Here is a 22,854-nt window from a genome sequence, read left to right on the forward strand (position 1 = left end):
ATTTACATCGCTGACAGGAAGGCAACTGATGCACCACCTTGGCGGGGCATCGGGCGGTCAGAAGTGAGGGTTCTCGGTGGTCCGGTCGGCCTCGGTGGCGGCCTGGAGCAGCTCGGTGAGGTCGTCGGGTTCGGAGGAGCGCTGGTCGATCCACCACCCGGCGCGGGTGACGGTGCGGGCGGCCTTCTCGATCTCCGCCCACTCCGTTTCGCTGGTCTGGCCTTCGAGGACGAGGGCGGTGTAGGCGGCGGCCAGTACCTGGTGGCGGCAGCGCACGCCCCAGGGCACGGCTCGCTCGGTCCCGTCCAGGGGCGGCATCCGGTACTGCTGCGACCAGGCTTCGGATTCGGCCCGTTCTTCGGCGCGCTTGGCCTTCAGCCAGGCAGCCTTGTCCGGTTCGGCGCCTTCCATGGAGGTTCGCCAGCAGTCGGTGCACTCCTGCTTGGCGAGCCACTCGGCAAAGCCCGCACGCCGGTCGGCGGCCCGGTTGGACAGGTCGCGGTCGGCATGGTGACCACAGGAATGGGTGATCTGCCAGATGGTCTTCACTGTCATGGAACGGTTCCTTACGGGAGGTGGGGTCAGCGGTTGAGGGCGAAGGGGATGCGCGGGTCAACCGGCCGGGCCGCCGGAGTGTCTTCGGCGGAAGCCGGCGTCCTGGCCGGGAGGCCGTCGCGGGCTGGACTGGCAGTGAGAGCGGCGGCGCTGACGGGGGAGGCACGGGTGAAGCCCCGGTCGTGGTCGGGGCGCGCGATTGCTGCAGGCGCAGGAGGGCGGCGATCAGCTACGTCCTGGGCGAGGGAGGGCTGTACCGCGGCCTGGAGATCGGATCGATGCATCGACAGACTGGCGGCGGCGACTTTCCCCAGGGCTTCGCTGCGGTCGGTGGTGATGGGCAGCGTGTAGATGTCCAGGGTCGGGTTATGGCGCCAGCCGTGCTCCTCCAGGACGAGGCGGCCGCCGAGCGCGGAGGAGTGGTCGTCGGTGGCAGCGACGATGCCGAGCTGCGGATGTTCGGCGAACGCGACGTCGGGAAGCCTGCGCGGCGGCCGGTCAAGGTCGGCGGTCGTTTCTGAAGCCAGGGAGGGGTCGAACGCGGCATCGACGTCGACCTGGTAGCCGGCGTCGCGCAGCAGTGTGACGGCCCGGGTGGCGCGGCCCTGGCCGTCACGTTGTTGGTCGGCCAGGGCGTACAGCGTTGGCTGGTCCGGGACGGGGCGGAAGTCGAATTCCTTCAACATCCATGTATTGGCGGCGAGTTGTTTCGGGTTCGCGGCGACGATGCCGTAGTCGGGGAGGTGCCCGATCGCGACGTCGGGAAGCGAGTCGTAGTGGGTGCGCATGGCTGATCCCTCCGGTGCGGGCTCGGGAAACGCTGTGGTCGAGGGCCGAGGTGGTTCAGCTGGTGCGGGGCATCGCGTACTCCGGCGGGAAGTGGTCAGCGACCGAGTGCGGACGGGGGACGGGCGGGCGGAAGCGCGGGACGTACGGCCGGAGCCGCTGGCGCCGCGGGCGTGCACTGGGCGGTCGGTGAGCGTGTGCGAGCGGCCCTTACTCGCGATGAGGCGGCGTCCGGTCGCGGAGGGACGCCCAGCTGATCGAGGCGCCCGTCGATGGCGGCGAGCAGGCTGGGGGCGCTGCCGCCGTGATGGGCGTGGGGGCCGCCTGGCTCCGAGTCGTAGATCACTTCGTGGACTGTGGAGTCGCCGGGATGCCCTCGGGTCACCAGCCAGCTTGCGGGGTGCCCGGGTGGGTGGTCGGTCGGCGGTTCCTGGGGCGGCGAGATGATCAGCGAGCTGCCGTCCGGGAGGCTGGCGTGGACGATGTAGTCGCTGAGGCCGTACTCGACAGTGCACTCCAGGCCACGCTGCCGAAGGGGTACGGTGAGGTGGCCGTATCCGTGCTCCGGCCCCTGCGGGCCGGCGACGGCTTGCCGGAGGAGCGGTTTGCTCGGGCGGGCGGATATCGGTAGGTCCTCCTGATGGAGCGGAACCCGGGGTTCATCGGGATGCACGAGCTTTCTCCTTCTTCTTGGCCGGGTGGCCGGCGACCGACGGCACAAGCCGCTGGTAGGGGTGAGGGCGCGGTGTTCCACGAGGATGCGGCGCTCGGCCGGTTTGGTCCCGCCGGAACTCGGTGCTATCGACGTCAGCGGGAATGACGTGGGGGCTTCGGGTTCGACGCGGGTGGTGCGGGAGGCGAAGGGGGCGAGGCGGCCTCGCGGATGCCGAGAGCGGAGCGAGCGAGGGCCGCCTGGGCGCGGCCGGCCTGCGAGGCCCGATCGTGATCCGCTCGCTCGGCCAAGTAGCCGGCTGCCCGGGTGAGCGCCAGTCCTTGGGAGGACAACTCGTCGGCGTAGTGCCAGCCTTCGGAGTTGCGGATCTCCTGTGCCTGGCTCGCGTAGATCTCCCGTGAGCCAGGGAGCGAGTCGTCCATGAGCGCCATGATCTGGTCCCACTCGTGCCGGATCCGGCCTGCTCGTTCCAGAGTGGTGTCGATCCCGCGCAGCCGCCGGAGGTCCGCGCTGACTGGTCCCTCGACGTAGTCGGCACCGTGGGCGGCGGCGCGGACTCCGGCCAGGACCTCGGGGCCGTAGGCGAGGAAGACCTCGACGTGCTTCCACGCCTCTGCGTCACGGGTCACTTTGCCGTCCGCGTAGCCCTTCTCGTCGATGGGCCAGCCGTCCTTGTCACAGAAGGAGTCCGAGACCGCGTCCCAGGCGTCGGATGCCCGAATGATGCCGGCGGCGGCGGAGGCGAGCGCCGGGATGTGCTGCCTCCATGCCAGTTGATCGGTGGCCGTCAGGGGCTGGCCTTCACGGGAAGCGGGAGAAGAGGGCATGGTTGGTCCTCGTTGCTGTGTCGATGCCCGCTGGGAGGCGGAAGCGAGCGGACGGGGCTGGGGATACGTCCCTACTGCCGTGAGTGCGTTCTCGTCAGATTCGTTTCAGTCATGTCCCTTGTCGTGGTGTAGGTGATGCGCCCGTGTGGGTGGGTGCCACCCCGTAGGGGCGCGTTTGTTGAGGGGAGCTTTTGTGGAGAAGGACACGGAGCGGGAGCGCAGCGCAGAGGCAGCACCGAACGCGTACGAGCGGGTCCTCGCAGAGGATCGGCGGGTAGTCCGGGAGGCACTGCGCTCCAGCCGTGGTGGGGCACACGGCGGTCTGGTGGTGACGGCCGTGGCGCTCGGTGTGGTCGGGGCTTTGGCGGGTCCCAAGTGGCCGTTGATCATCGGGGGTGCGATCGCGGTCTGGTTTGCGCTGGCCTTGGGGGTTGTCCGCCGACGCGGCGGACGGGGCTGGAAGGCGACCGAGCGTGCATACATCGCGACCTTCGGCTGGGCCCAGTGGCTCTGACCTGATCGGGGTCGGCCTGGCGGTCAGTTGTGCACGCCGCAATTCCGATCACGGGCCGGAGCTCCCCGGCCCGTGCAACAGGAAAGCCCCGGTTCCCCGACCGGTGACCGGGCGTGGGCTCTCCGGCACACACGCCCGATGAGTTCCGCCCGCTCGATGCTTCAGAATTGACGAACCCACGGGCCTATGCCGACATGCGGGCGTCGGTGTCGAACAGTTCGCGCTCGGCCGGGTGCAGGATGTGCTGCGTGATGAAGGAGCGGCCTGCGACCTTCCACAGGCCCCGTCCCTTGGTCAAGGCGGACACGGCCTGGGTCTCGACGCCGGTCAGGCCGAGCAGTGAAGCGGCGGCGGCGAGTTGGTCGGGTTCCTGGCGGTAGATGATGCGGGTGGAGCAGTCGGCGAGGAGGCCCTCGGCCAGCACCCGGCCGCGTGAGCCGGCATCGCCCGCGCTGAGCAGGTCGCTGAGGCGGTGGATGACCATGAGGTTGGCGATGCCGAGTCCGCGGGAGAGTTTCCACTGGGACTGCATGCGTTCCAGCAGGCCGACGTGCCGCATCACGCGCCACGCTTCGTCGTAGATCACCCAGCGTCGGCCGCCGTCTGGGTCGGCGAGTGCGGATTCCATCCAGGCCGAGGCGCAGGTCATGGCCAGGACGAGGGCGGTGTCGTCGCCGGAGCCGCCGAGGTGGGAGAGGTCGATGGACAGCATCGGGGTGGCAGGGTCGAAGGTCACGGTGCTCGGGGCGTCGAACATGCCGCTCAGGTCGCCGTGTACCAGGCGGCGCAGGGCGTGTGCGAGGTCCTGCGCGGCAAGCCCCATGAGTCCGGCCTGGTCGCCGAGGGCCCGGTCGAGGCGCTCGGGGGAGCTGAGGGCGTGGGCGATCTCGCCGAGCAGCGGCACCGTGCCGCCGGCGTCGGCCTCGGCGACGACCAGGTCGAGCGCGAGGTCCAGGGCCGTGTGCTCCATCGGCAGGAGATCGCGCTTCAGCACGGTACGAGCGAGGCCGGCCAGGAGCAGAAGGCGGCGCTTTCGGACCTCGGTCGACCAGTCGCCCTCGCTCACCGACGCGGGCCGGGCCGGAGCATCCAGAGGGTTCAGCCTGCCGGGGAGCCCCGGCCCCAGCGCAATGCTGTAGCCGCCGAGAGCCTGTGAGACAGCCGTCCACTCTCCCTTGGGATCGCAGGGCACGTAGACCCGGTAGCCGTGGGCGATCGCCCGGGTGGCTATCGACTTGGCCAGCGCACTCTTGCCCATGCCGATGATCCCGGCCAGGACGGCGTTCGGGTTCGTGAAGCCCTCGATCCTGCCGCTGCTGTACAGCGAGAACGGGTCGTAACAGAAAGCCGCTTCGGCGTGTACATCGCGGCCGATGAAGATGCCCTCCGCGCCCAGGCCGCCCTCCGCGAGGAAGGGGTAGGCCCCGGACACGGTGGCGGTGGTCATCCGGTGGGCGGGCAGGCGCAGTTTGCCGCCCCGAGCCGAGGAGGGGCCGGGGCGCCCGGAGGACGGGTAGACCGGGCGCAGCTCCGGATCGAGCAATTCCGCGGCACGGTGCTTGGGCGCGGCGCCGGCCAGGCGCGCCTGACGACGGGCCTCGGCGAAACCGGTACGAGCGGCCCGCTGCTCGGCACGGGTCGCCTTGCGGGGGACGAACAGGTGGGAGGCGCTGGCGCGGGTGCGGGGCATGGACGTTCTCCAGGTGGGAGGCGGGGTCAGTGGCGTACGAGGCCGGTGAACGGTGCGTGCAGGTCGGCAGGGGTGGTGCGGCGGCGCACGAGGCGCGCGGTGCGCTGGTGGCGCTGGCAGACGGTCAGCTCGGGCGCCCCTTCGGGCAGGGCGGCCCGGCACGCCTCGGGTTCGGGCACTTCGCCGGAGTCCGGCCGGGGCGCCGCGTGGTAGGCGGTGTGGATGTGGTCGGCGGCCTGCCAGGCCCTGGTGCGGGCAGCACGGAGGGCGTCGCCCTCGACAGGGACGAGCTGTCCCGTGCGGGAGGCGTGGGCGTCGAGCAGTTCGTACAGCGAGACGAGATGGGCGTGCAGGGCGTCCAGCTCGGGGCGGGTGGTGACGAGCGGACCGCCCGGGATGTTGAGCGCGCGGTGGAAGTCGAGCGCGGCGGTGGCGAAGGGCACGAAGTCCTGCGCGGTCGTACTGGCGGTGCGGGACATGCGGGCGCTCTTTCACAGGAGAGAAGGGGACGAAGGCCGGTTTCAGACGGTGCGGGCGAGCGGCATGGCGGCGGCGGTGAACGCCTCGGCCTGCTGCCAGGTGAGCGGCCGCAGATCGAGCTGGGCGCCGACGGCTGCGGTTTCCACGACCGCGCAGGCGGAACGCAGTTCCTCCTCGGAGTCGGCCGAGACGGTCAGCAGCCCGGTCAACGCGACGTCCGCGTGCCCCGCGATGAGCTGGCGTTCACGGGACTTGATGTCCTGGTACTCGATCGAGTCCGCCTCGGAGTCGACCTGCCCACGCCGCGTCCGTTCCGCAGCATCCGCGATCACGCTGGCCTTCCTACGCTGGACATCGCGCAGGGCGGCGTCCAGGCCCTTCGGCTCGTACGACAGCGACAGCGTGCGCCGCACCCCGGCGGTGAACAGGAGCTGGTGCAGGAAGCCGGCCGAGGTTTCGGTGCGGGGCCAGTTCTCCACCCAGTACGTGGCGTGGACGGCCGAGCCGGTGGCGATGTGGTCCGCCTTCTCGACGACCACGACCGGGCCGGCGGCAGCGGGCTCCGCCTCGGGGCGACCACTGACCGACCAACGGTCCAGCACGGAGAGCGCCTTGGGGTCGTACGCCGTACGCACGACAGCCGCGATCTCGCGAGCGGTGAGCCAACCCGTGGGGTTGAGCCCGGCGGTCCGGGCGGCCTGGTCGAACGTCGAGGTCAGCTGGCCCAGGACGTTGAAGGACCCGGTGAGACCGCCTCCGGCCTGATTGATCAGACGGCGTGCGGCCTTGGCGTCCAGCGACACCGCGACGTACGCCTCATGCGGCGCGGCGGCAGGGCCCGCGCTCTGGATCAGTTCGCTGTAGATCGCCCCGGCCATAGGGGTGTCGGGCCGGCCGTGCTCCTCCCAGTAGCGGCGCAGAGCATCGCCGGAGTCAGGGACGGTGCGCTCGATCACCTGGATCCTGGCCACCTGACCGGTACGGGCCAGCGAGGCCAGGGCGCGCCCCCAGCCGTTGACGTTGGCGTTCTGCGTACCGGGGTCGAGCAGTGCGTAGGCGCGGGAGGAGACCTTGACGACGGCGGTCAGCGTGCCCGTGTGCGGGTCGTGGACCGCACCGTAGCGGTGGTAGGGGGCGGTGACCACGCGCAGGCTGGCCGCTGTGCCGGGCAGGTGGAGGAGCCCTTCGCGGACCGGACGGTGCGAGGGGCGGGTGAGCCAGACCAACTGCTTGCGCAGTCGGCGGACCATGTATCGGGTGACGATCGGAGTCCAGTCGGCCAGGGCGCGGCCTCGGTGGCGGACGAAGACGAGAAGGGCGATGGCGGCCCATACCGGTATGAGTTCGAGAGCGCCGATCACACCGCGGGCGAGGATCACGGAGAGCAGGAGCAGACCGGCGAGGCCGGCGATGATCAGCTGCGGGGCGGTCAGGCCGAGCAGGATGCCGCGCCTGCTGCGGTGCGGGAACTTCACGGTGGCCGTGGTGGCTTCGGCCTGAGGTTTGACGGACATGGTGGTTCCAGAGGGTGGGAGCGGGCGGAGGGCGAGGCGTGCGGCGTTCTTCTGCAGGGCATGGCGAGGCTCCGTTTCCGCTGGTCGGTGGTGCGAGGGGAGTGGGGGCGAGCTGTGGGTGCGGCTCGCCCCCGGTGGTGGTTGGTCAGGAACCCGCAGGCGGCTGGGTGGGCTGCTGTCCCCAGCTCGTCGGCGTCGGGGAGCCAGCTGCCGACGGTCCCGAGGGCAGCAGTGACGGTGCGGAAGGGCTGCTCGTTCCCCCGGGCGCAGGGGGAGCGGGCAGCGCGACACCAGCGCGGGAGACGCTGCTGACCGGGGCAGACACGCCGGAGAACTGAGCACCCGGGGCGGCTCCTCCTTCGGCATCCTCCGGTTCGCCCTCGCTGGGCCGGGTGATGAGCGGCGGGATGCCGGAGCGCTGGATCAGGGCGCGGCCCTTGTCGCCGGAGGCGTTCGGGTCCTCGCCGTAGCGGAAGCTGGTCCGCGGCTTGGGCGGGCCGGAGTCGATGCCCTCCTTACTGAGGTTGCCACCGGCGGGGTTGATGCCGGAGGCGACACCGTCGGTGCCCGCACCAGGCACCTGGCTCGGACCCTGCGGCGAAGGGGCGCCTGCGCCGGCGCCGACCCGCATCGCCATGCTGCCCGCGGTCTTCGCGGCCCCGGCGGCGACCGCCATGCCGGCGACGCCGGTGCGGTGCAGGTCGCCTTGGCCGCCGCCGTCGCTCGCCCAGTGGACGAACTTGTACGTCGCGTACGGGCACAGCAGGACCAGCACCATCACGACGATGCCGGCCATCGCGTCGGACAGGGCAGCCATGCCGTCGTGGGCATCCGACTTGCCCATCGCCGAGACACCGATGAGGAAGACCACGGTCATCAACAGCTTCGAGACGACCAGGGTGGCGGTGGCCTCGATCCAGCCGCGCCGCCACCGCTTGGCGACCTCCCAGCCTCCGCCGGCCCCGGCGAAGACGGCGAGGGAGACCATGACGAGGACGCCGACCTTGCGCGCGACCATGACGCCCCAGTACAGGAACGCGCCGATCGCGCATCCGAGGGCGACCATGGCTGGGACTCCCCAGCCGAGGCCGTACATCGCCCCCAGCTCGGTGACCTTCACCACTCGGCGGATCGCGTCGTCGACCGAGCTGTTGGCCGCTTGGAACAGGCCGTCGGACAAGGCGTCCACCACGGTGATGGCGACGGAGGTGAAGGCGATGGCACAGAAGCTGAACAGGACACCGGTCATGGTGCCGATCGCTGCCTGGGCCAAGGCTCGCTCGTCGCGTCGCCAGGCCGCGAGCATCAACTGGATGCAGAACGTGCCGACGGTCAGCGCGAGCCCGATGGGCAGCAGCAGTTCGTAGTTCTCCCTGAACCACGACGCGTTGAGGTCGATTGCGGTGGTCGCGTTGACGGTCCTGGCGGCGAGATCAGCCGCGCTGGCGGCCAGTTCACCCATGGACTTCGCGATCCATGCCCCGATGCCGTCGGTGACGGCTCCGGCGGGGTTGGTGGCGAAGTCGACAGCGCCGCAGACCTTGTCCATCAGCGGAAAGTCGCAGACTCCCATGGTGGTACCTCCTTTCCGGGCTGGGGATCAGGGCGCGACGGACGGCATGACGCCGGCCAAGGCGCAGGAATGGTCGGGCCGGCACTGGACCGCGAGAGTGGTAACGCGGTTCTCCGCGCCGCCGGCGGGCGAGCCCCTCCAGGCGATCGACTGCTTGCCGGAGACGGTCACGGCGTAGACGTACGCCTGCGTGATCGTTCCGGGATCGGCCTGAAGAGCCTGGGTGAACGCGTCCGGGAAGTGCCCCTCGTTCACGGTCGCGGTGGCGAACTGGCCGTTGGCGGCCATGTTCTTCCACAGCACGGGCGAGGGAACGACCGCGTCGACCGAGTCAGGGTCGGCGTACTCGCTCTCGTTGGTCAGCCACCCGTGCAGAGAGGCCAGCAACTCCGCCTGGGAGTACGCACGGGTGTCGTAGGACCACAGAGCTGTGGCGGCTGCTTTCCCGAACACGATCGGATCGTGCGTGTCCGGCGGGACTGGGAGGGCGGCCGGGCGTGCGCTCGGCGACGGCGACCCGGACGGCGAGACGGCCGAGGCAGAAGGGGAAGCCGAAGTCGCCTGCGTCGCCGAGGGCTTGGTGGGTCCCCTGCCGTCGCGGGTGAGGTAGGCGGCCAGGCCGGCCAAGGCGACGAGCACCGCCAGGACAGCGGTGCCGAGCAACGCCCGGCGGCGCACGCTCGATGCGCCGCCGGGGTTCGAGGAGCGGGAAGACATCAGCGGACCTGCGTCCCCAGCGTGCTGAAGAACGCCACCACACCGTTCGCGGCACCCAGCAGCAGGGCCGCGCCGGCGCTGACCAGCACACCCTTCTTGCCGCTGGCCTCGGCCTGGTGGCCCCCGGAGTGGTGGCCCCACGCCCACACGCCCGCACTGACGGCGAGCGCGCCGACCACGGCGATGATGCCGAAGAGGTTGATGGAGCCCATCACCTGCTTGAGGACGGCCAGACCCGGAAGCCCTCCCTCGTTCGGCTTGATCCCGGGGTCGTAGGCGAGCTGGACGACCTTGTCAGCGAGATACATATAAGAACTCCAGTTCGATTAAATGCGCGCCAAAGCCCGAGCGGGCGGAGCGGCGGCGCGAGAAGGGAAAGGGCGGAGGAAAGGTGTAGGTTCCGATTTGACTTGTCGTCTGACGCTTGGCTGACCTGCGTCTTTGAGTGACAGTCCAGGAGACTTGTCGGTGGAATCGTCCAGCGAACTTGTCGGATTCTTCAGCCGAGAGCGCCCGTTCGGGCTCTGCTGACAGATCCCTCGGACAGTCGACCTGCGGGTTTGCCCCGGCAGGTGACAGGCCGACGACAGAATGGCCGGACAGCGACAAGTTGAACCGGAACCTACAGAGGCGCCGGTCAGACGACTCGGCGAGCCGCGAGAATCTGCGGCTTCCAGGACGCGAGGGTCGTGATGCGGACCACGTCGCCGGTGCGCGGGGCGTGGACGATCAGGCCCTGCCCGATGGCCATGCCGACGTGCTCGGGCACGGCGGCCGTCCCCTCCGTGAAGAGGAGGTCGCCCGGCTGAAGGGCTTCGACCGAGACGGCTTTACCGTCCTTGACCTGCGTGTACGTGGTGCGCGTCAGGGTGACCCCGGCGGCCTTGTACGCCTGCTGCATCAGTGAGGAGCAGTCACACCGGCTCATGGGGTCGGGCCCGTGCGAGTCGGTGCAGCTCCCGCCCCACTGGTAAGGCGTGCCCCGCTGGCCGAGCGCCCACCGGATCGCCGTCTGGACTTCTCGTGGAGCGTCGGCCGGGATCTTGTACTCGGCCGGCACCGCGCCGGGCGGGATGGTGCCGAAGTCGGTCCCGCCCCCATCCGTTGAACAGCCGCCCGCGGTACTGGGTGAAGCGCCGCCGGTGGTGGCTGAGCCGGACGGCGAAGGAATCGGAGAGGTGCCACCGGTCTTCGGCAGCAGGGGCTCGATGGCCTTCTGCAGGGCGGTGGCCAGGGGCTCCCACTTGGCGTACGCCTCCGGGAAGCCCGACCGCTGCACTGCCTGCGCGGCCTGGGTGACCGACAGGGACTGCCAGCCCGAGACCTTCTGCAGCCCCTCGTAGAACTTGGTCGAGGCGTGCACCGGGTCGAGGATCTGGTTTGCCGTGCCCCAGCCCATCGAGGGCCGCTGCTGGAACAACCCCAGCGAGTCGCGGTCGCCATAGGTCAAGTTCCGCAGACCGCCCTCCTGCAGGGCGGTCGCCAGAGCCACAACCTGCCCTTGGGCCGGGACGTTCATCGCGACACCCGTGGCCTGGATGGTCTTGGCATGGGGCACCTGATCGGCCGGGTCGTCGAGGCCCGGCACAGAGACCAAACCCTTGTCGTCGCCGTCCAGGATGGCCTTCACCTGGGTGGCGACGGCGGCGGTATCCACAGCCTGTGCGCCGTCGGTCGAGCAGGAGGCCGAGGCGGTTCCGGCCCCGAAGGCGAGGACCGGAACGGCCAGCAGCAACGGACCGGACGCGCACAGGCCGAGGACGGCTCCGGTGGTCTTCTTCATCGTTGCCGCCGCCGTTCGCCGAGGCGGCGGTGCTGGCCGGGTGACGGCGGCGGGTCGGGGCGCGGACGTATCAGGGCATGCTGCATCGCAGCGGCTCCTCGGTGTTCGTAGGAGACGCGGTGCCGACTTCTCGTGCAAAGCCGTCGGCACCGCGCCGATGTGCATCCGCCACTCGGGCGGCCCCGGGGCACAGGAGTTGGTGGCTTCTGGACGCCGGTCACAGGTCACGCGCGGCAGCCAGCCGCGCTCGTAATCTCAGGCAGTACACCGAGGCTCCTGACGGCGTTTTGAGACGTGTGGGCAACCTGCCTTCCGTACCGCTCGCTTGCACGAGACAACACGGATAGGCACAGGTCAGCGGGACGGAGCGAGACTCCGGCCCGGTGACACGGCGAGACAGTAAACCGGGATTCCGGCCGCACCAAACGACTCCCGCACTCGGACCCGCAGGACGGTCCACCTCGTTAGGTCCGGCCGGAGACCGCCGCTAACCTCCGGCACAACCCCGCCCGAGATGGACTCTGTTGAGTGCTGTCCGTAGCGGGTCCAGACCCGATGTGCCCTGAGAGAGGCCCTCCCCATGAGCTACACGCTGCACCGAGGCGACGCCCTCACCGTGTTGAAGACCCTCCCGGACGAGAGCGTCAACGCCGTGATCACCGACCCCCCGTACAACAGCGGCGGACGGACCAGCGCGGACCGCACCGGCCGCACCGCGCGGGCCAAGTACGTCACCAGCAACTCGGCCCACGACCTCGCCAACTTCCCGGGCGAGAACCGCGACCAGCGCTCCTACCGCTCCTGGCTGACCGAACTGCTCACTGAGTCGTACCGGGCCTCCACCGAGCGCGCGGTAGCCATGGTCTTCACTGACTGGCGCCAAGAGCCGACTACGACCGACGCCCTGCAGATGGCCGGGTGGACCTGGAGCGGCACCATCCCGTGGATCAAGCCCGCCAGCCGGCCCCGAAAGGGCGGACCGAAGCAGGACTCCGAGTTCATCATCTGGGGCGTCAAGGGGGCCCTCGATAGCACCCGCGACCTCTACCTGCCCGGCCACTACATCGCTTCTCAGCCCCGCAAGGACCGGGTGCACATCACCCAGAAGCCAGTCGAGATCATGCAGCAGCTCGTTCAGGTCTGCCCCGAAGGCGGCACCGTCCTCGACCCGTTCACCGGCAGTGGCTCCACGGGCGTCGCGGCCCTTCGCGAGGGACGCCGCTTCGTGGGCGTCGAGCTGTCCTCGCACTACGCCGACGTTGCCGAACAGCGGCTGCGCGCCGAGCTGACGAAGGACGACTTCGAGCTGGCCGGACCGGAGGTATGAGCATGAAAGCGGAGAGCCCGGAGCCGGCGGCACGCAGACGCCGAAGGGCGGCTGGCGGATCGAGAACCGATGCACCAGCCGCCCTTCTCGTTGCGTCAGGCCGCTTCGAACGCCCGTCGGATGAGCGGCACCGCCTTCTCCAGGTCGGCCGCCGAGACGAGGCGCACCTCCAGGTCCCCGGTCCCGAGGTGCCCGATGCCACGCATGCCCCGGGTGAAGCCCTCCTCCAGCTCGACCGAGTCCGGGTCGAGTCTGAGGTAGACCAGGATCGCCTCGTGTTTCGGACGGAAGATCACCGAGGCCACGTTCACCAGTCGCGGTAGGCGATGTAGTGCCGCAGGGACGCGACCTCGACCTCGCCCCACGCCGTGAGCGCCTCGTCCAGCTCCGCGTGTCCCGGCCAGGTCGGCGACGGTGTCCAGCGGCGGCTGGAAGCAGGTGGTCTCGCCGACGTCGAGCTGGGCCAGGACCAGGCCGGTGTTGTGCTCCACCGCCGCAAGAAGGTGGATCTTCCGCCCCCTCGCCCTGGCCGCGCCGCGCAGGGACTTGCCGTCCATGGACAGTCCGCGCAACCCGGAGCCGGCGGGGCAGCGGTCGGCGAGCCAGCCGCCCACCGCCCGGTCCAGGGCGTCGCCGTCGACGCGCGCGAGCAGGCGGCGCACCGTCGTCTCGGCCGGCACCAACCGCCTAGGCGGCACCGGATCGGGGCGCACACCGAGCCGTTCCAGCACCTGGGGCGGCGCGTCCGCGATCCACTCGCCGACCGCCAGCAGCGAAGTCGCCCCCGCCAGCACCGCGCACGCGGCCAGGGCGAGGACAACGGCCAACGCGTGCCGCACACCGCGAGGGTCCCGTGGGTCCGGCACCTCGGCCAGCCGTTCCAGCAGGCCCGCCACCTCCCCGGGCCCGACGCCGGGCTGCTCGCGGAGCTGGTCAAGGGCAGGCGGAATCGGCAATGATGCGTTGGCAGGCACGGTCTTCCAGGCAGGTCACGGGGCGTAGAGAACTCCATGATCTTGGAAATCCGTGCCTGTCCTGCCTCCGGGACGCCCACCGGTCAACGAACCGTCACAAACCGGACCAGGGCTGACTACGCCGAAGCCCTGGTCGGGTACTCGGACGCGAGGAAACGGATGCCGAGCATGGCCTCCATGCTGGCCTCGATCCGGCGCTGAAGCTCCACCTCCACAGCCACCGTCGAACCGCGCAGCTCGACGTCCCAGTCATCGATATCCAGCCGGAACAGCTTCAGGTCGCTCACTCGCCTCCCCGTCCTCCTCGTTGTCAACAGTCGGACAATCGACCGGAGGGCACGGTTATTCCCCGCTGTCGGGCCGCCTCTGTGAGGGAGCCTGTCGGCCTTCGGAGCCTCGTCGGCGTAGACGGGGGAACGGGGCTTGAACCAAGTGGAGTTGCGAACATTCGTTGTGTTGCCCGAATCTGGGCCTGCCCCTCAGCCGCCAAGGGGACATACATTGGCCCCAGTTGATCGTCAGGGAGGGGCGGTGTCTTGGCAGGGCGCCATCTTCGGATGCTGTTCAGCTCGAACGACCTGAGCTTCTCCGCGAACGAGGCGTTCACCAACCGGCAGGCGCAGTGGCAGGCCGTGACGGCTTCTCTCCTCGGATGCACGTTGCATCTTGCGGACCAGCCCGAGCAGCCGGATGCACTCGGTGGCGCCGCGTTCGTGCTTGGGTTCCCCCACGAGGAACGAAGCGAGAAGGAGTACCCCGATGAGTGAGCGAGACCACCTCGTCGAGGATCTCGTAGCTGAGATCCTTGGCCCCCGGGGAGGGCCGATCGAGAGGCTGGAGGGCGACGAGGACCCGCTTGACGAGTACATCGTCGGTGTCCTGGCTCCGTTCTCATCCCCTTCGGTCGAGGCCGACTCGGACCAAGAGCTTGTCGGCGACGAGGTGTCGGGCGGTGATGACGACCTCGATCCAGGCGAGCCCGTGTCAGGTCATCAGCCCGCCGACGCGGGCCTTCCGTCGCTGGTACTCGACCCCCGCGCCAGGCCGTCGTCGCTGGGCGTGTCCCTGGCGGTCAGTGCCCCTGACAGGCCACGCCTCGACATCTGCTGTACGTGGGCCAGGTACCGCAAGGAGGCCAACGGGGAATGGAGCCGGGAGCCACACGGTGCTGTCTGGCGCGACGTGGACTGTTCCGTCGACGTCCCGCTGAGCGACCTCGCGGATCCGGGGGTCGTGGTGAGGGTCCGTAGCCGAAGGGACTCCGGCGGCATCTGGAAGATCTCGGTGTTCATGGTCAACCAGAGCGCTGTGGAATCAGACCACCTCTCCCCGTCGGACCACGTGTTCCAGCCGCAGGTACGTCTGCGTTGTCAGGACGGAGTCGAGCTGGTTCCACTGGAACACCAGCACCTGGCGCAGGACGAGGAGGACGAGAGCCTGGCGCTGCTCTACGAGGACCGTCCCGTCCTCGCCCGGGGTCACCTCTGCTCTGCCGTCTGGCGCCAGGTCGACCCGGAGCGCCCGCATCCGGGAGGGTTGGAAGGAACCAGGCCCCCGTTCAGGTGGTCCGACGGGCGTCACCTGTTCGACGACGGGACAGTGGCCGAGTTCGAACCGGCCGACGTCCGGTCCGAATTTGTTCCTGTGGTTCCCGTCAACGCTCCGGACAAGGGCTGGTCGGCCGACGCGGGAGATCCGCCTGAGCTGGACCCTGTGGAGCTGGCCCAGATCACGGATGGTGCCGTACTCCGCCTGAGGCTGGAGCCGCTCGCGGACGCCTACGAACGCTGGATCGAGGGCCAGGCCTGCGGCGTAGAAGGCCATGCGCCAGGTACGCCGGCCCAACGACACCTCTCCGGGTGCCGACGCGCGCTGGATCGGATCCGCGACGGGATCGAGCTGTTGGCAGGGGACCGCGACGCCCTCCTCGCGTTCTGCTTCGCCAACCGGGCGATTGCCGTCCAGTCGCAGTGGACCAAGGGGAGGGTCAACCGCTGGTGGCCGTTCCAACTCGCGTTCCAGCTGGTCAACCTACGGGGAATCGTCGACGACGCCCACGAGGACCGGGACGTGTGTGACCTGCTCTGGTTCCCGACCGGTGGAGGCAAGACCGAGGCTTACCTCGGACTCGCTGCGTTCACCCTCGCGCTTCGGCGGCTTCGAGCCGAGCGAGGGCAGGAGCCCGGGGGAGGAGCAGGAGTGACCGTCCTTTCCCGGTACACACTGCGGCTCCTCACGATTCAGCAGTACAGGAGGGCGCTCGCGATGGTGACGGCGTGCGAGCTCCTCAGGGTCAGCGGGTCACCCGGTCAGCGTGGCTGGCGGCCGTCCGGGTGGGAGGATCTCGGTGACGTGCCGTGGGGCTCCACCAGGTTCTCGGTCGGACTGTGGGTGGGCGGCAATGTGACCCCGAACAACCTGCAGGACCTCGAATACCGTGACGCGAACAACAGGATCATCACGGCCCACGGAGCCATCTCGATCCTGGAGGGGGAAGAAGGCGAAGGTGACCCGGCGCAGATTTTGAACTGTCCGGCCTGTAGGTCGACACTGGCGATTCCCCCGGAGGGCCTGCGCGAGGGTGACACGGGTGTGCTGCACTTCGTGGTGGGCGACCCGGATCCAGCTCTGGGCCCGGACGTGGCGCCGCAGCTGTCGGAAGAGCCGTTCTACGTTACCGCGATCACGGTCACCCGTCATCCGGACCCGTCGTTCGCGACCGTCTCCGTTCGGTTCCGTGTCACTGCGGACGTGTCCGACCAGAGCGTCGACAAATGGTTCAACGGGCGTGCACGTCGTCTGCTCGGTTCCAGATCCTGGCTCGTCTCCGCCCGCGCGAGCCGACCGGGGTACTTCGTGCGGACAGCTGAGTGGGGCAGGCAACGAAGCGAGAAGCCCGTCGAGTTCGAGATCTTCTGCCCGAACCCGAAGTGCCCGCTCAACTCCGACCTGGCCTGGTCCGAGGCGACCGAGGTCGGTGCCTGGCCTGTGCTGGCAGCCTTCGACCGGGGTGACGGCTCTTCGACGCACTGCCCTGTCCCGGCGTGGACAGTGGACGACCAGGTCTATGCCAGGTGCCCGTCGATGGTCGTGGCGACGGTGGACAAGTTCGCCCGCCTAGCGTTCGAACCGAGAGCCGGTGCGTTGTTCGGCAACGTCGACAGGCTCAACGAACACCTGGGCTACTACCGAGGCTGGGCACCTCCGGCAGGGCCGGCGACACTCCCACGAAACGCCCGTGAGGAGGTGACGTCTGGGAACGACGTTCCCGTCCGGGGATTCCGCCCACCCGACCTCGTGTTGCAGGACGAACTGCATCTCATCGAAGGCCCTCTGGGCAGTATGGTCGGGCTCTACGAGGCTGGCATCGACCTCCTCTCCACGGTGCATGACGGCGAGAACACTGTCAGGCCGAAGTACGTCGCCTCCACCGCGACCGTTCGGAGGGCGGAGGAGCAGGTCCGTTCGCTGTTCGACCGAAGCCTGCAGGTCTTCCCTCCTCAGGGCCTCCGTGCCGAGGAGACGTTCTTCTCCTCGACCGGTTCCTCGCACCCGCTCGACGCGCAGGAGGCGGGTCGTCTGTACGTCGGGGTGGTCGCCCCCGGACGAGGAGCACAGACACCCATCGTTCGGATGTGGTCGCGTCTACTCCAGACACCCCGCAACCGACTCGAGGCTGGCGTCGCACAAGCGGAGTTGGACCCGTTCTGGACGCTGGTGGGCTACTTCAACGCTATCCGCGAACTCGCCGGCGCCGTGGCGCTGGCCCGTCAGGACATCCCCCAACGTCTCGGGAGCGTCGCCGCGGCACCCCGCACTCTGGACGAGCAGGAACCGATGGAGCTGTCCAGCCGCACCAGCTCCCTGAGGCTCCCGGGCATGCTCGAGGAGCTGGGAGTCCGGCTGGGGCCCGGCCGGGAACCAGCGAACGCGGTCGTCGCCACCTCCATGTTCGGTACCGGTGTCGACGTGGACAGACTCGGACTCATGGTCGTACACGGGCAGCCGAAGACCACGTCCTCCTACATCCAGGCCACCGGCCGTGTGGGGCGCGGCGTCGGCGGGCTCGTCGTCACCTTCTACCGGGCCTCGCGCCCGCGGGACCTCAGCCACTACGAGTACTTCACCGGCTACCACACCACGCTCTACCGCCACGTCGAGCCCGTCACCGTCAACCCCTTCGCGCCCCGGGCGAGGGACAGGGCCCTTGGCCCGGTGATGGTCAGTGTCCTCCGCCAGGCGGCGAGGATTCCGACCGCGGCGGGTTCCGTGGAGGTCGACGAGCGGTGGCGGATCCAACAGCGGCTCAGTAACGGGGGCTGGTTCTGCCGTGCCCACGAGATGAGCGACGCCCACACGGACCCCGAGGTGGACCTGCTCCCCGGCATCCTCGAGGAACGTGCCGCCCAGCAGCCGCCCCTCCGTCGTCCACCGCCATCGGAGACGGAGAACCATGCTCGCTCGGAGTTGGAGCATTGGCGGGAGGTCGCTGACCGTGTCGGTAATGCCTTGCTGTACCACGAGTCGACGGTCACACGTCCGGCCTCTCGCCCGGTCGTCCTGGGTGACCTCGCGCATCTTGTTGCGAACATGGATGAGGCTTATGAAAACGCGCCAAACTCTCTACGAGAGGTGGAGGCCACCACCACGATCAAGGGACGGGGATGAACCGTGAGCCGCCCCTACCAGGAGGTCCGCCCCTCCCAGTTCGTCATCACCCTCGGCCCTGGAAGCATTCTCGAGACAGGATCCGGGCCGGTCGTACTCAAGTCGGTGGACACGCTCTTCAACGAGATCGGCCGCAACCCCCAGGACTTCGAGATCGTCGACAAACGGCTCTCTCAACTCGAGCTGGACGGTGCACGCATCGCTCGTGTGCCAACCAACGCCGAACTGGGACTTCCCTCGGACAGAACGATCTACCCCACTCACGCGTTTCCGTTCTGGTCTCTGTGTACACAGCACCGACCGCATCAGGTTCTGTACGAGACGGGAAACGGATGCCCGGAGTGCCCATCGGTGTCGGCTCCGCAGCGTCGGGAGAAGGCGGGGCGTGATGCGATCCGCTTCGTGCAGGCATGCGAGAACGGTCACTTGGACGAGGTCCATTGGCACGGACTCGTACACGAGGGTGGAGGCTGTGGCACGAAGCACTACCTGTGGCACGGAGGTGGCCGCGCCCTCCGACTTGTCCGCATTGAGTGCCCCCGTTGCCACGCGACCGCGAACTTCGGCCAGGCGTACGCGAAATCCTGGCGCTGTAGCGGCCGGATCGTAGAGCACGGGGGGCGTCCGGCGCCGACAACGGCGCGGTGCGTTCAGAAGGCGCGCATCGTCCAGCGAGGAGCTGCCAACCTGCGGCTCAACCTGCTTCAGAGCGCACTGACGATCATGGATATGCCGACCCGGCTTCACGACATCCTGAACGACCCGTCCCTTATGGGAGCAGTCGGTGCACTCCATCGCCGCGGTCTCCTGGACCAGGTTGCTCTTATGGAAGAGGCCGAGCAGGTCGGGCTTGCCCGGGGTGCGATCGAGTACCTGAAACAGACGAGCTGGTCCGAGATCAGCAAGGCGTTCGACGAACTACTGGGGGCTGGTAACGCAGGTTCGTCGTCACTACGTGACGACGAACTCGACCGCCTTCGCCAAGCGGCGACCTGTGGCGTTCCGGCAGTTCCCCACCCGCATCCCGGCTCTCCTCCGCTGTTCGAGGTTCGCCAGGATGATGTGCGCCTCGTACAGGGACCCGTCCGCCGGCACAGGCTGCGCGTCGCACCTGTCAGCCGTCTCCGCATGGTTATGGTCCAGACCGGCTACCAGCGGCTGGACCCGCAGAAGGCCCAGAAGATGTCCACCGCTTTCGACTGGAACGGCACCACCTGGTACCCGGGCATCGAGCTTTTCGGCGAGGGCGTGTTCATCGATCTTGCTGGCGACTCGCTCACGCTTGCAGGCAGCCGGGCCAACCAGTGGAACGATCGGTTCGGGAGCAATCCGGACGGTGACCCGTCACTCCACCCCGCACACGTCTGGTGGCATACGCTCTCCCACCGTCTCCTCCGGTCGCTCTCAGTGGACTCCGGGTACTCGTCCGCAGCGATCCGTGAGCGGGTCTATCTCAGCGTGCAGGACGGCAGGGTCATGGGCAGTGGACTCCTCCTCTACACGGTCCAACCCGGAGGAGATGGCACCCTCGGAGGGCTGGTCGCCCTCGTTAACCGGTTCGAGCACGTTCTTTCGCACGCTCTACGAGACGTCGAGAGCTGTTCGAACGACCCTTTGTGCCAGGAAGCGCCGTCGGTGGGAGCAGAGGGAGTCGCCTGCTACTCGTGTCTCCTGGCTTCGGAGACCTCGTGTGAGCACCGTAATCAGGGGTTGGACCGCCTTCTTCTCGCTGAGAACCTACCGTGACCTGCTGATCGGGTGGGGTCGGTGTCACCGATCGATCTGCGTGGGCTGAGGGGCTGTCGGCAGCCGACGCGGAGGCGGTGTCCTGTCGGACTACGGGCGGCTCTGGTTGCTTGACCAGTAGCTGGAGTACCGCTTGTAGGCGAGTTGTCCGCTGAAATGGATGTTGTCCTCGATGTCCACAACCAGGCAGCTCTCTGTCCCACCGAATCGTGGTCCCCGCATGCCGCGACCGATCATCTGCTCGTACAGGACCGGGCTGGTGGTGGGACGACCGACCACCAAGGCTCGTACTGCCGGAGCGTCGAAACCAGTTGTGAGGACGCCGTAGTTGCAGAGAACGGACAGGCGTCCGCCGCGGAACTGTTCGATAAGTGCGCGCCGCGTCGCACTGCGCGTATTGGAGGTGACGACCTCCGCGGCTCGGCCGGCGCGTCGCAGCAGAACAGCCATTGCTATGGAGTGTTCCACGGTGCAGCCGAAGAACAGCGTCGCCCAGTCCGGCGGTAGTTCGAGCAGCTGCTTGAGCAGAGCACGGTTCCTCGCGTCTGATTCACCGATCTCACGGAGGAAGCCAGGGTGGAAGTCCTCGAACTGGTCGAAGTGCTCACGGTAGCTTTCGACGTCGTCCATCTGGAACCCAGAACCGGCATAGGAGAGCACCTTGTGCTCAGGCCGAGACAGGACGTCTCTCCGGCGGAGCTCGGACACGATGTCGTCCCCCAAGGCGCGGGAGCCGAGAAGCCTGCTGTGGAACTTCGCCGCGAGCTGGCGAGTCTCGGCGTCGACCCTCCGAAAGGGCGTGGCTGTCAGCCCGATGACGGGAACCGGGGCTTTCTGTCCGAGTTCGATCGCCAGGAAGCGCAAGACCCTGCTGTAGCTGGGCGCCAGCATTCGGTGCGCCTCGTCCACGACCACCGCACCGAGGTTCTCGCGCAGCAGCTCGAGTTCCTGTCGCGTGTCGTCATTGGTGCCTCGAAGCGCCGCGTCGAGCTTCTGGATGCTGGCCACCACGATGTCGGGGTCGCTCGGGACCGAGGCGCTCCCCCACAGTCGGGCAATCTCCATGGTGTGCCGTACCTGATCATTGCGGTGCCCCAAGTCGGTCCACACCTCACGGAACGCCTGGACTGCCTGCTCGCACAGCTCCTCACTCTGGGCGATCCAGAGAACGGCCTCACGGCGTGGCTGGGAGATGCGCCACTCGATGAGGCTCTCCACCGCGGTCCTGGTCTTGCCGGCTCCTGTGGGGAGGGTCAGAACACCACGGTTGGCGCCCGGTGCCCCGGAGAGCACCTCGATCACCTGCTCCTTGAGGTCCTGTTGGAAGTCCTCCAGGTCTCGGAGAGGCACGAAAGGGGCAACTTCCAGCGTGTCCGGCTCCCGTGTACTCCCCGGCAGGCCGGCAAAGGCAGGCGGGATGTCGAGGACTCGTGTGAAGTGGCGAGGCCAGCTCTTACCGGGCCTCCATGTGCGCTCTGCGATCTTCTTGGCTTTGGCTCTGCTCCCACCACGGCTGCGTTCGCCACCTCGGTAGTCGTGCAGCGTCTCCAGCTCGTCCTCCGATGCGGAAAGCGCAAGCCGTTCCCGTAGCGCCCTGGACTCAAGAAGACCGAAGCCCGACCTGTCGACCAGGAACTCGGCAAGCTCCCCCTCGGGAAGCTTTGCCCGCGCCCTTCCGGATTCGTTCTCGACCGCCGCGATGATCCACTCCACCGACTTCCTGGAGCGAGATCTTCCTCCGCTCTCGAGATCCTCGATCACCGCACGCAGATCCCGCGGAGCGAGTCGCCGACGCAGGACCTGGATTGCCTGGGAGCGGTCCTGCTCGCTCAACTGGCCGAAGGCTTCCACCGAACAACGTCTCCTGGGCTGGCTAAGAGTCGACTGTGCTTAGTCGTTCACGGATGGTCAAACAGCGCAGTGGGGGTGTGAAAGTCTCTCACCGCCAGAGCGGTCTTTCTTCCCGGCGGACGGTTACTGATCATATGTTGAGTTGTTGCAACGGGTGATCGGTTCGTCACATGCGGTCCTTGCAGCGCGAGGATTCTGACACCTCACCCCCGAACGTCGTTCAGAGGCCTTCGATGCTTCGCTGGGCGAGGCTGGTGGCTCTCGCCAGGTCCTCTTGGGAGCGGATCCGTACCTCCAGAGGGCCCGTCCCCAGGCAGCCGATCTTCCGGATGCCACGGACGAATCCGTAGCTCAACTCGACCATGTCCGTATCAACCTTGAGCGTGAGCGCATGAGTGTGGTTGCGAGGTTGGAACTGGGCGTCGGTCACGTTCCTGATCCGGCGGTAGGCGATGCGGCGCAGCTGGAACTGCTTCCACACCTCTCCAGGGAGGTAGGGCAGGGGCATCGAGATCGGCGTACAGATTGCAACGACTCCGCCGTCTCATCGTGGATATGCCGGACCGACCTGACCTTCGCGCCTCCGCTCGCGGTCGTCGCTGGAGCGTGAGGCGTTGCCACGGAGTCGGCTACGGAGGCAACGAGCTGCAGGGCTGGCAATCCACCGCCGATGCCTGGGTAGCTCACCAGATCGATCCGCCGTCCGATCTCCTTCAGGGCAGGCGCATTGTGTGGGGCGAAGTCCTTGGTGACACGTACCAGCCGTGGGTGACTTCTTCGACGACGTCGGCGGCCTGTCCGCCAGCCCCGTCCTTCACCAGGTTGTCTAACTTGTGCCGATGGTCCTGCAGTCACGACGGAGCCTGCGTGATCACCGCCTTGCCTGTCGACCTCTCGCACCAAGATCACCGGGTTGCCTTTACCGTCCAGCCCGAGTGAAATGCTGATGCGGCAGCGCGCCGTTCCGGTCCTCGCTAAAGTGCTGAACGTCACGGCGCCATGCACTCGTGCAGGCACGGATAATCACTCTGTGTAGCATTTCGGTTGGGCGCGGCAACTTGCACTTAGTTGTCTCCCTTAGGATGGGGGTCTCGAATGCATCAGAGCACTGGCTGGAGCACCGCAACCTCTGGACGCCTCCCCGGGGTCTGCGGGCGCCGGTCGCAGCTGGTTGGG

18 protein-coding genes and 2 pseudogenes are annotated in these 22,854 nt (G+C 68.3%); 5 read left to right on the forward strand and 15 right to left on the reverse strand.

Annotated features, from left to right (window positions below; genetic code table 11):
- Window positions 1-57: 57 nt before the first annotated feature.
- The 3 genes from P8A20_RS30420 to P8A20_RS30430 all read right to left on the reverse strand — a co-directional run bounded on the left by P8A20_RS30420 (window position 58) and on the right by P8A20_RS30430 (window position 2,841).
- Window positions 58-555 (reverse strand): hypothetical protein, encoded by a 498-nt coding sequence (locus P8A20_RS30420; RefSeq protein WP_306104620.1) that lies wholly within the window; start codon window positions 553-555, stop codon window positions 58-60.
- 26 nt (window positions 556-581) lie between these two features.
- Complete coding sequence (locus P8A20_RS30425; RefSeq protein ID WP_306104621.1) at window positions 582-1,343, reverse strand: hypothetical protein; 762 nt, start codon at window positions 1,341-1,343, stop codon at window positions 582-584.
- An 805-nt stretch (window positions 1,344-2,148) separates the two neighbouring features.
- Window positions 2,149-2,841, reverse strand: a complete 693-nt coding sequence (locus P8A20_RS30430; protein WP_306104622.1) for a hypothetical protein — start codon at window positions 2,839-2,841, stop codon at window positions 2,149-2,151.
- 193 nt (window positions 2,842-3,034) lie between these two features.
- Here P8A20_RS30430 and P8A20_RS30435 point away from each other — a divergent pair, with 193 nt between their 5' ends.
- Window positions 3,035-3,355, forward strand: coding sequence for a hypothetical protein (locus P8A20_RS30435; protein WP_266412473.1), 321 nt, complete (start codon window positions 3,035-3,037; stop codon window positions 3,353-3,355).
- A 184-nt stretch (window positions 3,356-3,539) separates the two neighbouring features.
- On the opposite strand, the gene P8A20_RS30440 is transcribed toward P8A20_RS30435, so the two are convergent.
- From P8A20_RS30440 to P8A20_RS30470, 7 genes are all read right to left on the reverse strand, one after another.
- Window positions 3,540-5,045, reverse strand: coding sequence for a putative type IV secretion/conjugal transfer ATPase (locus P8A20_RS30440; RefSeq protein WP_306104623.1), 1,506 nt, complete (start codon window positions 5,043-5,045; stop codon window positions 3,540-3,542).
- A 26-nt stretch (window positions 5,046-5,071) separates the two neighbouring features.
- A complete protein-coding gene (locus P8A20_RS30445; RefSeq protein WP_306104624.1) occupies window positions 5,072-5,524 on the reverse strand; it encodes a DUF6238 family protein in 453 nt (150 codons plus the stop codon).
- 42 nt (window positions 5,525-5,566) lie between these two features.
- Entirely contained in the window at window positions 5,567-7,039 is a 1,473-nt protein-coding gene (locus P8A20_RS30450; protein ID WP_306104625.1) for an SCO6880 family protein, read from the reverse strand.
- A 145-nt stretch (window positions 7,040-7,184) separates the two neighbouring features.
- Entirely contained in the window at window positions 7,185-8,612 is a 1,428-nt protein-coding gene (locus tag P8A20_RS30455) for an SCO6881 family protein (protein ID WP_306104626.1), read from the reverse strand.
- A 27-nt stretch (window positions 8,613-8,639) separates the two neighbouring features.
- Complete coding sequence (locus tag P8A20_RS30460; RefSeq protein WP_306104627.1) at window positions 8,640-9,329, reverse strand: hypothetical protein; 690 nt, start codon at window positions 9,327-9,329, stop codon at window positions 8,640-8,642.
- Complete coding sequence (locus P8A20_RS30465; RefSeq protein ID WP_103510059.1) at window positions 9,329-9,637, reverse strand: DUF6112 family protein; 309 nt, start codon at window positions 9,635-9,637, stop codon at window positions 9,329-9,331. The genes P8A20_RS30460 and P8A20_RS30465 overlap by 1 nt, the downstream gene beginning before the upstream one ends.
- Before the next feature lie 329 nt (window positions 9,638-9,966).
- Window positions 9,967-11,112: a C40 family peptidase gene (locus tag P8A20_RS30470; protein ID WP_306104628.1), complete on the reverse strand. Its 1,146-nt coding sequence runs from the start codon at window positions 11,110-11,112 to the stop codon at window positions 9,967-9,969.
- A 580-nt stretch (window positions 11,113-11,692) separates the two neighbouring features.
- On the opposite strand from P8A20_RS30470, the gene P8A20_RS30475 reads away from it, so the two are divergent.
- Complete coding sequence (locus tag P8A20_RS30475) at window positions 11,693-12,439, forward strand: DNA-methyltransferase (protein WP_306104629.1); 747 nt, start codon at window positions 11,693-11,695, stop codon at window positions 12,437-12,439.
- A 95-nt stretch (window positions 12,440-12,534) separates the two neighbouring features.
- Here the strand turns inward: P8A20_RS30475 and P8A20_RS38820 are convergent.
- From P8A20_RS38820 to P8A20_RS30485, 3 genes and pseudogenes are all read right to left on the reverse strand, one after another.
- A pseudogene (locus tag P8A20_RS38820) lies at window positions 12,535-12,833 on the reverse strand (DUF5655 domain-containing protein); the annotation flags it as partial.
- A gap of 265 nt (window positions 12,834-13,098) precedes the next feature.
- Window positions 13,099-13,413 (reverse strand): annotated as a pseudogene (locus P8A20_RS38825) (transposase family protein); the annotation flags it as partial.
- 116 nt (window positions 13,414-13,529) lie between these two features.
- A complete protein-coding gene (locus P8A20_RS30485; RefSeq protein WP_306104631.1) occupies window positions 13,530-13,700 on the reverse strand; it encodes a hypothetical protein in 171 nt (56 codons plus the stop codon).
- A gap of 270 nt (window positions 13,701-13,970) precedes the next feature.
- Here P8A20_RS30485 and P8A20_RS30490 point away from each other — a divergent pair, with 270 nt between their 5' ends.
- From P8A20_RS30490 to drmB, 3 genes are read left to right on the forward strand one after another with little or no spacing between them, the layout of a single operon-like run.
- Window positions 13,971-14,180: a hypothetical protein gene (locus P8A20_RS30490; protein WP_306104632.1), complete on the forward strand. Its 210-nt coding sequence runs from the start codon at window positions 13,971-13,973 to the stop codon at window positions 14,178-14,180.
- Window positions 14,131-18,081, forward strand: a complete 3,951-nt coding sequence (drmA, locus tag P8A20_RS30495; protein ID WP_306104633.1) for a DISARM system helicase DrmA — start codon at window positions 14,131-14,133, stop codon at window positions 18,079-18,081. The genes P8A20_RS30490 and drmA overlap by 50 nt, the downstream gene beginning before the upstream one ends.
- 3 nt (window positions 18,082-18,084) lie before the next feature.
- Entirely contained in the window at window positions 18,085-19,827 is a 1,743-nt protein-coding gene (drmB, locus tag P8A20_RS30500) for an MrfA Zn-binding domain-containing protein (protein ID WP_306104634.1), read from the forward strand.
- 90 nt (window positions 19,828-19,917) lie between these two features.
- On the opposite strand, the gene P8A20_RS30505 is transcribed toward drmB, so the two are convergent.
- The gene (locus P8A20_RS30505; protein WP_306104635.1) at window positions 19,918-21,678 is read right to left on the reverse strand and encodes a DEAD/DEAH box helicase; all 1,761 of its coding nucleotides are present in this window, start codon (window positions 21,676-21,678) and stop codon (window positions 19,918-19,920) included.
- Between the two features lie 220 nt (window positions 21,679-21,898).
- A complete protein-coding gene (locus tag P8A20_RS30510; RefSeq protein ID WP_306104636.1) occupies window positions 21,899-22,186 on the reverse strand; it encodes a hypothetical protein in 288 nt (95 codons plus the stop codon).
- Window positions 22,187-22,854: the final 668 nt, after the last annotated feature.

This window comes from Streptomyces sp. Alt3 (assembly GCF_030719215.1).
Classification (GTDB): Bacteria; Actinomycetota; Actinomycetes; order Streptomycetales; family Streptomycetaceae; genus Streptomyces; species Streptomyces glycanivorans.

Excerpts from the sequence above, each read along its gene's own strand:
- P8A20_RS30420 (WP_306104620.1), bottom strand. The coding sequence starts at position 555 with ATGACAGTGAAGACCATCTGGCAGATCACCCATTCCTGTGGTCACCAT.
- P8A20_RS30425 (WP_306104621.1), bottom strand. The coding sequence starts at position 1,343 with ATGCGCACCCACTACGACTCGCTTCCCGACGTCGCGATCGGGCACCTC.
- P8A20_RS30430 (WP_306104622.1), bottom strand. The coding sequence starts at position 2,841 with ATGCCCTCTTCTCCCGCTTCCCGTGAAGGCCAGCCCCTGACGGCCACC.
- P8A20_RS30440 (WP_306104623.1), bottom strand. The coding sequence starts at position 5,045 with ATGCCCCGCACCCGCGCCAGCGCCTCCCACCTGTTCGTCCCCCGCAAG.
- P8A20_RS30445 (WP_306104624.1), bottom strand. The coding sequence starts at position 5,524 with ATGTCCCGCACCGCCAGTACGACCGCGCAGGACTTCGTGCCCTTCGCC.
- P8A20_RS30450 (WP_306104625.1), bottom strand. The coding sequence starts at position 7,039 with ATGTCCGTCAAACCTCAGGCCGAAGCCACCACGGCCACCGTGAAGTTC.
- P8A20_RS30455 (WP_306104626.1), bottom strand. The coding sequence starts at position 8,612 with ATGGGAGTCTGCGACTTTCCGCTGATGGACAAGGTCTGCGGCGCTGTC.
- P8A20_RS30460 (WP_306104627.1), bottom strand. The coding sequence starts at position 9,329 with ATGTCTTCCCGCTCCTCGAACCCCGGCGGCGCATCGAGCGTGCGCCGC.
- P8A20_RS30465 (WP_103510059.1), bottom strand. The coding sequence starts at position 9,637 with ATGTATCTCGCTGACAAGGTCGTCCAGCTCGCCTACGACCCCGGGATC.
- P8A20_RS30470 (WP_306104628.1), bottom strand. The coding sequence starts at position 11,112 with ATGAAGAAGACCACCGGAGCCGTCCTCGGCCTGTGCGCGTCCGGTCCG.
- P8A20_RS30475 (WP_306104629.1), top strand. The coding sequence starts at position 11,693 with ATGAGCTACACGCTGCACCGAGGCGACGCCCTCACCGTGTTGAAGACC.
- P8A20_RS30490 (WP_306104632.1), top strand. The coding sequence starts at position 13,971 with ATGCTGTTCAGCTCGAACGACCTGAGCTTCTCCGCGAACGAGGCGTTC.
- P8A20_RS30510 (WP_306104636.1), bottom strand. The coding sequence starts at position 22,186 with ATGCCCCTGCCCTACCTCCCTGGAGAGGTGTGGAAGCAGTTCCAGCTG.